The organism is Mycobacterium sp. NGS40, assembly GCF_059812735.1.
In genome coordinates this window covers 1-2,133 of sequence record NZ_JCALDG010000077.1, presented here as the reverse complement: position 1 = coordinate 2,133, position 2,133 = coordinate 1, and the positions used below count along the sequence as shown (strand labels likewise).

Sequence of the window (2,133 nt, the reverse complement as noted above, 5' to 3'; positions counted from 1 at the left end):
CGAGTCCGCCACTACGGGCCGACGATGCTGGTCGAAGCCCTCGCTCCATGACGGATAGCGCCGGCCCGGCGCAGCATCAACGCAGTGGCCGCATGATCTTGGTCGTAGTCCTGCCCGCAGCCATCACAGTGCACCGTCGCGGCCTGGTACCGCGCATCAGCGGGGTTCTCGTAGCCGCAGCCGTCCCCGTGGATGCGGGAGAGCCCAAAGCGACCGACCTCCCTGACGGCGCAGCCCTCGCGCAACGCCGCGGTGGTCACGAGCGTACGTAGCCGTCCGGGTGCCACCACGCTTCGCGCGGCCGCGATGCCTTTGTGAGCAGCACGTGGTCGCGGGACGGATGCGGCGGTGAGTTCAGGCAGCAACAAATCATCCAGCACAAGGGTTTTGGCCTGGCTGGCGAGCATGGCGGCGAACCGGCGATAGAGATCGTCGCGGGCAGCGATGGCATGACGCCTCTGGCCGAGGTCCGGGCCGCGCCGCAGTTTGAGATCGCGGCGCTGCCAGCGTAGAAGTAGAGCCGCGATCGACTTGGCATCCGCCGGCGGGGCGATTTCCCAAGCGCGAGCCAATGCGTGGAATTTCGCTACGCCGCGCCAATGTTCGACGGTCGCGGCATCGAGGACACCGCCGGGCGTGCGCGGATCGTCGATCGGCCCGTGTTCGGCCAGCCAGGTCACAAGGGATAGCTGCAGTGCGCGAGTAGCTTGCCCGCGCTGGGCCCGGATTTGATCCGCACGGGCGAACCCATCGATGAGTGTCGCGGGCACGATCAGCCGCCCGGTACGCGTGGTCTCGGCGACTACGACGGCGCAAAATTCCTCTGGAATATTCAGTGCCCGAGTCGATCTCCACGTGGCCGCGATGATCCCGTCGGCGCCGCGGCGCCAACCCAGATGCACTGCCACCGCCGGGCCGGTGCGCCGGGGGTCGGGATCGGGCACAGTGGCTGAGACATTGAGAGTGGCGCGCGGCCCGGCCGGCGTGTGGCGGATGGTCAGTCGCGCACCTGTGATGTCGGCGTCAGCGGGCAGTTGGCGATGCTGCTGGACGGGCAGCTCCACCAGCAGCATCGGCCCGTCCGCGCTGCGGCCGTAACGGAACCGGGCGACGACTCGCCCGGCACGCCGTTGTTGGCTCGCGGACATCTGGTTCCACACCTCGGGATCGATCCACGGAAGCTGAAAGTAGTTGTGGTACTTGCCATCCAAGGCTGCGACTACCGCTGGGGACCGTGGTGGATCGTCGCGGCGGCGAATCAGTTGAACCGCAATCGTTCCCGAGCCGTCAAAGGGGTGGTGGCGTAGTGTGGCGTCGGGGCGGGTGATGCGTTGCTGACGAAGGCGTTTCACCGCACCGGCGTGTTGGGCCACCACATCGTTAAAGGTGCACCAGAACAGCCCCCGCTCTTGGACGTAGGGTCGGTAGAGGGCTCGTTGCGCGGCGTTGAACGCCGCAGTTCGCACCGCGCGCGGGCCTGCGGCTTGGGCGCGAACCTCGGTGATCGCTGCGCGGCGCTGCTGGCGTGCCTCACGAAGTGCCGACATCGCTGAAGTTTCGGCGGGACTGCGCCGGACACCGCGTTCCGACTGCCCCCGTGAGGCTTTCGCGCTTTCCAACGCCGCGGTCCACGCCGCCTGGGCGTGAGCGATGCGCTCTTCGGCCGCGGCCACTGCGGGAAAACTAGACCAGATTGCTTGAAGATCGGCTTCGTAGGCCAACCGAATAACCACCAGCTCTTCGCGCAGCTCATGCGCGAGACGCAATTGCTCGCGAATCGGCTCGGACAGACGCCAGGTGTAGTGCACACTCAAGGTCACACCACTGAACGCCACAAACCGAACTGTAAGCGACGACAACGGTGGTATGGATAACAGTCGACGCAAGTACGACGCCCTCGCGCTGGCGTTGCCAAACTCCGCTCAGTATGGCACAGGCTAGCCGCGCTCAGACCGCCACGACGTCGACCAGTTGGCCCAACCCGCCAAAGTCAGCGGCGTTGCGGGTATAAAGGCGCGCAGCGTGAGCATGAGCGGTGGCCGCGATCAGCAAGTCCATCGACCGGGCCCGCGGCTGGCGCCCCGAATCCACCACAGCCGCAGCGATTTGGCCGTAGCTCGCCGCCACGGCGTC

General features: G+C 66.8%; 2 protein-coding genes. Both read right to left on the bottom strand.

The window, feature by feature from the left end:
- Positions 1–11 precede the first annotated feature (11 nt).
- Positions 12–1,835 (bottom strand): hypothetical protein, encoded by a 1,824-nt coding sequence (locus AC5Y5O_RS31915; protein ID WP_061559521.1) that lies wholly within the window; start codon positions 1,833–1,835, stop codon positions 12–14.
- A 112-nt stretch (positions 1,836–1,947) separates the two neighbouring features.
- Positions 1,948–2,133: PIN domain-containing protein (locus AC5Y5O_RS31910; RefSeq protein WP_500028734.1), on the bottom strand; the 186-nt coding region annotated here is incomplete at its 5' end.